This window comes from Pseudonocardia sp. 73-21, assembly GCF_001899645.1.
Taxonomy (GTDB): domain Bacteria; phylum Actinomycetota; class Actinomycetes; order Mycobacteriales; family Pseudonocardiaceae; genus Pseudonocardia.
The window spans coordinates 1-6,233 of sequence record NZ_MKVV01000085.1 but is presented as its reverse complement, the minus strand read 5'-3'; the positions used below and the strand labels follow the sequence as shown (position 1 = coordinate 6,233).

The window sequence follows — 6,233 nt, the reverse complement described above, 5'->3', positions numbered from 1 at the left end:
CAGCCCGGAGATCTGCTGTCCGCCAGCCCGGAGATCAACTTTCCATCCACCCGGAGTTCTCGATGACCGTTGACACCATGCGGCAGGAACGCGCATGGGGGTTGCCACCGCCAAGCTTGAGTAGCTCGTCGCGTTCGTGAAGTCGGGGAGGGAGACGGCGCGTGACACCACACGTGACACGAAACGTCGTCGACTGGTGTGCTTTTGGGGGCTCATGCAGTGTGCTCGTGTGGGGATCGTCGCTGGTCGAGGGGTTGGTCGGGGGTGGCGGATGGCCTTCCAAACTAGCTACGCGGGTTCGATTCCCGTCGCCCGCTCAAGCCTCTGACCTGCACTTATACTCTTTGGGTATGCATTCGCGGCAATCTGTGGTCTAGCCGAGTGAATGATGTGGCTGGTGCGTGACACGAAATCGAGTCGGCTGGTGATGCTGACTCCGCGCTGGTGAGGACTGTTGCTGCGGTGGGCCCCGGCCCTCCGACGGTGAGGCAAGCAGTATCCGGGTCGACTACGGGGTGGATACCGAGCTCAGGGTGTGACACCACGCGTGACACGAACTCTCCGTGGCGCCGGAGGTCGGGGCTGCCAGCGCGCTGGCCTGCAGGAGGCTGGCGAGGCGATAGCTCGCAGGCTCTAGCGATGCGCGTCGGTAACGTCGTATGACTGGTTGGCGACGTTCTCCCCGGAGTGACCGAGGGGGATTGCGTGGCGCGCAGGATCGGGGGACGCGGCGGCGGCAGTTCGAAGGGCAGCGGTGGCGCTGTGACTGCCCTTCTGGCGGTCGGCGTCGCTGTGGCGCTGGGAGTGGGCGGTACGAGTGCCGCCGGCTCGGGGTTGCTCGGACCGGGTGGTTCGGCGTCGGTCAGCGGCCGCGGGTCTTCCAAAGTCGGCAATCAGGACTCTGCCGCTGCGGAAGCGCGGATCGTCGCTCGCGGTGTACGGGTCACCGCGCGAGTCACTGACGACGCCAGCAACTGTGCCGCGCACGCATACGGGCAGGTGCGTGACTTCCTGACGGCGAACCCGTGCGTGGGTTTGCATCGAGCGTTGTTCGAGGTGCGCGACCGCAAGGGCGACGTCGTGCTTGTCGCGGCGTCATGGGTGGAGATGGCGGATGTGGCGACGGCTCGGCGCCTGAAGCAGCTCGTGGACGCCTCCGGGTCCGGGAACGTCGTGGAGCTGTCGCGAGAGCAGGGGCGATACCAGGCCGTGCGCTATACCGGTGACTTCTACGCCTCGCGACTTAACGGTGCGGTCGTGTCGAACGCTCAGGCCCAGCCGGTCGCCCGCGGTAAGACGGGTTTGGCATTGACCGTGGTGGTCAACGATGCCCTCGCTTGAAGAAGAAGCTCGCGTGGACGAACGAATTCGTATGAGGTGACTCCTGGACGTGGCACGGCCGTCGTCGTCGTCGTCTTCGACCCGGTGCGCAACGGCAGCCGGGAATGGCCTGTCCCGGTAGATGCCGTCAGCTGGCGCGGCGGCGCTCTGCGGATAGGCCGGCGCTGCTGGTGAGCTGGCTTGCGCGTTGGTAGGAGATCCCGAGGACGGCGCCGAGTTCGCGTACGGACAGTCCGGCGTTCTTGAGCTCGGTGGCGGCAGCCCGGAGTTCGGTGGCTGCGTGGGAACGGGCCTGGGCTTCGGCGTCGCGGGCTCGCTCCACCTCGGAGAGGTGTGCTCGCACGCTGTCGGGGAGTTGGATCCGTACGTCGAGGTCGACGGAGCCGGGCTCGAGACCGGTCATGATCGCGATCAGGTCGCGGGCCATGTCGTCGACCTCGTTGATGGTGCGGGCTTGGGTGACGCGGTCGATCTCGGGCACCTCGATGTGCCAGAACCGCCCGTCGCGCGACACCAGTGCGGTGTAGGTGCTCATCGTCGCCACCAGCCCTTCCCTAGCTTCTCCTGGCACTCGCGGTAGATCCCCTCGGTGGTGCGTTCGTTCACCTCGCGGTGGCGGGGGATCGGGATGATGACGCCGTCGAGCGAGTAGATCGTGTGGTTGGCGCCCTCACGGTCGAGGACGAAGTTGAGACCCTGCTGCTTCGCCTCCCTGGCGATGCGCTTCACGATGTCCCTCGGCTTGGTCACAGAGTAAGTCTATCCCACACTAGACGCAAGCCGTCAAGCCCGGCCTAGACGCATCGGATGCGGGCTGGCGCGTGACACCACACGTGAGACGAAACGCCGTCGACAGCTGGGGTTGCAGTGGTTTCTGGACTGCTCTGCGCGTTCGCTACCCTGCACCTCCTATGAGGGGGAGGGTCAATGCGGTCAATCCGTGCGCTCGTGGGTGTGCTGGGCGTTTCCGCCCTGCTGGCAGTGGCGATTACCGGGACAGCCACAGCTTCATCCGTGAAGACATGTGACGTGCCGATCCGGTACGTCACAAGCGACCTGGCCGGCTGCGATGCGCCAGCTCCTTCTATCGCCGTCGTTAAGCGCTACCGTCCCGCCACGTACGCGACGACTCGGGCCGCCGTGATTCGACATGTGTGCGAACTGCTCAAACCTCATGGATTGTCGAATCTGAAGATATGCAAGGTGCCCACCTACCTTCAGCATGTGAGCGCTGGAATTCTTCCATATAACCCTGCATCGGGGGATTCGCCCGATGTGATATTCAACAATAGCATCTACTGCAATCCAGGCGACACGGCGACGGGCGAACTCCGCAACGTCCAGATTGCGAGTGGTTACACGTACAGTTCGATGCAGTCGCCGGATAATCCGAACAGCATCTATGTGAAGGTCGTCCGGCCGCCGACCGACTTCGACTACACGAAGCACCCAACCGACGCGGACCTCATTAGCTTCACTTTCGATTTCGTGTGCCAGGACACTGCTCTGCCGGCTCACGCGTAGCGCTGCCGCCGTCCGGCCGGCGCGTGACACCACACGTGACACGAAACGCCGTCGACGGATGCGGCTGTAGCGGTTCCCGCAGTGCGCTCGTGTGGGGATCGTCGCTGGTAGAGGGCTTGGTCGGGGGTGGCGGATGGCCTTCCAAACTAGCTACGCGGGTTCGATTCCCGTCGCCCGCTCCACCTCTGACCAGCGGTTTTACCGTTCACTCTGGATCTTGTTGTCGGTGTCGTGATATTAAATGTAGCCTGTGTTGCTGCTGTCGTCCTGTGTCGGCTCGTGCGTGTGGAAGCAACAGGTGATGTGCAGTAGGGCTACTTGTGAGATCCGTGATGGGGTCGTCGTAGTCTCGCGCACTGGCGCCAGGGTATAGCGGAAGCTAAACTTGGGTCCGACGAGGCGATGTGTGGGAGGTCTACCTGGCCGACGAGGTCGATCGCTGGCTCGACGAGCTGGCGGTCAACGATCCGGAGAGTCGCCGGCAGGCGATCTACGCCATCGAAGCTCTTTCTGAGGGTGGTCCGAACCTGGGCCGGCCGTTGGTGGATCCCAGGCGATGGGAGTGACGGTTGGGAGGGTCAGTCAGATCGAGAACGGCGAACTGGCCGGGATCGATGTCCTCGACCGCTACGTGAGCGCGTTGGGTGGAGATCTGCAGATCGTCGCGAACTTCGGGGACGAGCAGATCAAGGTTGGCTGATTACGTGATGAAGTAGCTACCGAGTCCGGCGGCCTATGACCGCACAATAATGCACATCGCCGTAGGCGAATCCGTGCCAGGTCCGAATGCGGTTCGATTCCGTGCCGTGTGGCTCGGCCTGAGTGGGCTTGATCGAGCTGAGCGGGAATCTCGCTAGGCGCAATAGTCGCAGTTCTCGGATGTCGGCAGTTCGGTGAAACATCTTGGGCACTTGGGTCGTTGGACCGGCTCTTGTATGACCTGCCGTGCCCGCCGCTCGTGCTCGGATTTCGTTAGTGCTGGCTTACCGCCGTCGGCGGGCAAGTCGTCGGCGTACTTCTGGTAGCACATCAAGCGATGTTCCGCCGCGTAGAACTCGATGTCCTCGGCGGGCTCGTCTGTGGTTATCTTCGGCGCGTGGGCGTAGCCGGAACCGATCGTCCCGTCCTGATGTACGCACAGTGACGTCAAAGGCGGTTCGCGGTTCGCCTTGGCTCGGCGTGCTACCTCCTCCAGCAGCTTGCCGATCCAGTTTCGCCAGCAGCATCCGGGTCTTGATGCCGGAAACATGGGACGGATAGTAGTGCTGAGTGCGCTGAGTCCTTCGTCCGTGGTCGCGGACGCGCGCATGTCGCATGTCGATCATGCCGACCGATCCGTCGCACCGTGCACGCGACACGACCAGGCGGAACCGGACGGTCGTGGTCAGCGCCACGCCTTATGGTCATTGGATCAATCGTGGTGCGAAACATCGCTGAGCCAGGTCGGGTAGCCGGCCCAGCCAGTGGTGGGGCGTCCGTCAGCTTGCGAGCAGATCTTTGATGACGTCGTCGATCCACGCGCGATCGACGGCGCAGTCACCGCTGCCGGCGAAGTGACCCCACACGCCCGGGATGACCCGGACCTCCCCGTTGGTGATGTACTGCGACGCGTACTCCTCGTCCTCCGGCGGGAAGTACAGGTCCTTCAGGCCGGGCATGGCGATGAGCTTGGCCTTGATCGATTGCAATGCCTTGACGTGGTCGCCGTCGAACCCGGGCGTCTGGCCGATGTCGCCGTACTGCCAGGTCCAGAGCATCGACAGCAGGTCGTTGACGTCGCGGCGGTCGAGGAAATGGCCCTCCCAGTACTGGACGAGGAAGTCCTCGAGCGTCGGGAACGCCAGGTCGATGCCGAGCCGGTATGAGTGGCCCATGTCCGTGTAGAGGCGGTCCCAAAAGAAGGCCTGGGAGAACCCCCAACCGGCATACACGCGGCCCGTCCTGCGCAGGTTGTCCTCCGGCTTCGCGTCGTAGAAGCCGCCCTTGAAACTGTCGCCGCCGGTCAGGGCTGCCTTCACGCCCTCGAGGAAGACGAAATTGTGCTCGCTGGTCTTGGAGGAGCCGCAGAACGGGGCGGCGCGTTGCACCATGTCGGGATAGCTGACCGCCCATTGGTAGGTCTGCCCCGCGCCCATCGACCAGCCGGTGACAAGCGGCAACGTCTCGATCCCGAAGTGCTCGGCGACCAGCTTGTGCTGTGCCTCGACCTGGTCGTAGAACGTGACGTTCGGGAAGTTCGCCTTATCGTGCGGGGGCGGCGTGTTGCTCGGCGAGCTCGATAGCCCATTGCCGAGCATGTTCGGGATGATGATGAAGTACTTGCGGGGGTCGAGGGCCATGTCCTCGCCGACTAGCCACTCGTTGTCCCAGTGGAAGCCCGAGTACCACGTCGGATAGACGATCGCGTTGCTCTTGTCGGCATTCAGCTCGCCGAACGTCTTATAGGCGAGCTTCGCGTCCTTGAGGGTGTCGCCGTGCTGGAGCGTGAAGTCTCCGAGATCGAAGGTCTGGTAGTCCTGCACGAACTCTGCGGCCATCTGGGACGCCCCTCGGTCAGAGCGGAGGTACTTCGAACGGACGGTAACGAGCCACCGGGGGCCGTGTCTAGGGTGTCCCACTGACGGTGGTTGGTCACGCGGGGAGGACACGCACGCGCACTGTGGTGACCTGCCGGTCGTGGCGTCATCGGAGCGGAGCAGGTCGAGCTCGAGTGGCCGGGACCTTGGGGCTGTCATCAGTCGTGACGGCGAGTCGGTTGTGGTGTCGGCCGTGCAGGCGGCCTCGTGTCTAATCCCGACAGCGTGCGAGTTCGGTGGCGGCCGCTCGGATCGCAGCGGCGCGGCGTCGCCGAAGATGTCCTCGACGGAGGGACGGGTGGCTGCTTGGCCTACGGCTGTTGAGGATCGGTTGCCGACACGGTGCGCATCTCCCGACGGTCGAGGTATGCGTGCTCGGTAGGCGTGAGCGCGGCTCTGACCGTAGTCCCGAGCCCCTCGTCCGCGGTCGCGAATCGACCGACTCACCTGACAACTCCACCCTCGGCTGCTACGTCACCCTTGACAAGATCGCGCAGGCAGGTTGCGGTCGATTCTCGTCACAGGAGGTGACCCGATTGCCGAGCGGGTCGCTCGGTTGGCGGTCGTGCGGGTGGTGGATACGGAGTAGGGATGCGGGGGCACCGGACGGTCAGGACCTGGCCCGCGCCTCCTGTCCCGGATCGCCCGGGGTCCACGTCCGCTGCCGGTGGAACCAGCGCCACGATCCGGCTCCGTGGACGAGGGCAGACCACGGGGACCTCTGTCGTCGCCCCCGTCGTGCCGGCTCGCCGGGCGACGGCCCGCGGAGTGTGGAGGGCCCTCAGCCCACTC

At 64.4% G+C, this 6,233-nt stretch carries 8 protein-coding genes; 4 read left to right on the top strand and 4 right to left on the bottom strand.

The annotated features are described in order from the left end of the window. The first annotated feature begins 762 nt into the window (after positions 1 to 762). Positions 763 to 1,341, top strand: coding sequence for a hypothetical protein (locus BGP03_RS27030; RefSeq protein ID WP_296372414.1), 579 nt, complete (start codon positions 763 to 765; stop codon positions 1,339 to 1,341). A gap of 127 nt (positions 1,342 to 1,468) precedes the next feature. Here BGP03_RS27030 and BGP03_RS27025 read toward each other — a convergent pair whose 3' ends face one another. Continuing rightward, positions 1,469 to 1,855 (bottom strand): hypothetical protein, encoded by a 387-nt coding sequence (locus BGP03_RS27025; RefSeq protein ID WP_299737987.1) that lies wholly within the window; start codon positions 1,853 to 1,855, stop codon positions 1,469 to 1,471. 17 nt (positions 1,856 to 1,872) lie between these two features. Then, positions 1,873 to 2,091, bottom strand: a complete 219-nt coding sequence (locus BGP03_RS27020) for a hypothetical protein (protein ID WP_296372419.1) — start codon at positions 2,089 to 2,091, stop codon at positions 1,873 to 1,875. A 204-nt stretch (positions 2,092 to 2,295) separates the two neighbouring features. Between BGP03_RS27020 and BGP03_RS27015 the strand changes: the two genes are divergently transcribed. The 3 genes from BGP03_RS27015 to BGP03_RS27005 all read left to right on the top strand — a co-directional run bounded on the left by BGP03_RS27015 (position 2,296) and on the right by BGP03_RS27005 (position 3,565). Then, the gene (locus BGP03_RS27015; protein WP_296372421.1) at positions 2,296 to 2,865 is read left to right on the top strand and encodes a hypothetical protein; all 570 of its coding nucleotides are present in this window, start codon (positions 2,296 to 2,298) and stop codon (positions 2,863 to 2,865) included. A 404-nt stretch (positions 2,866 to 3,269) separates the two neighbouring features. Continuing rightward, positions 3,270 to 3,431 carry a hypothetical protein gene (locus BGP03_RS27010; RefSeq protein WP_296372423.1) on the top strand — a complete coding sequence of 54 codons (162 nt, stop codon included), beginning with the start codon at positions 3,270 to 3,272 and terminating at the stop codon, positions 3,429 to 3,431. Next, the gene (locus BGP03_RS27005; RefSeq protein WP_296372425.1) at positions 3,422 to 3,565 is read left to right on the top strand and encodes a hypothetical protein; all 144 of its coding nucleotides are present in this window, start codon (positions 3,422 to 3,424) and stop codon (positions 3,563 to 3,565) included. The genes BGP03_RS27010 and BGP03_RS27005 overlap by 10 nt, the downstream gene beginning before the upstream one ends. Positions 3,566 to 3,718: 153 nt before the next feature. Here the strand turns inward: BGP03_RS27005 and BGP03_RS27000 are convergent, their stop codons facing one another. After that, positions 3,719 to 4,114 (bottom strand): hypothetical protein, encoded by a 396-nt coding sequence (locus BGP03_RS27000; protein ID WP_296372427.1) that lies wholly within the window; start codon positions 4,112 to 4,114, stop codon positions 3,719 to 3,721. Positions 4,115 to 4,343: 229 nt separating this feature from the next. Further along, a complete protein-coding gene (locus BGP03_RS26995) occupies positions 4,344 to 5,402 on the bottom strand; it encodes an alpha/beta fold hydrolase (RefSeq protein ID WP_296372428.1) in 1,059 nt (352 codons plus the stop codon). Positions 5,403 to 6,233: the final 831 nt, after the last annotated feature.

Bases quoted from the DNA above. Each gene is read 5' to 3' on its own strand.
- BGP03_RS27005 (WP_296372425.1), top strand. From the start codon at position 3,422: ATGGGAGTGACGGTTGGGAGGGTCAGTCAGATCGAGAACGGCGAACTG.
- BGP03_RS27000 (WP_296372427.1), bottom strand. From the start codon at position 4,114: ATGTTTCCGGCATCAAGACCCGGATGCTGCTGGCGAAACTGGATCGGC.
- BGP03_RS26995 (WP_296372428.1), bottom strand. From the start codon at position 5,402: ATGGCCGCAGAGTTCGTGCAGGACTACCAGACCTTCGATCTCGGAGAC.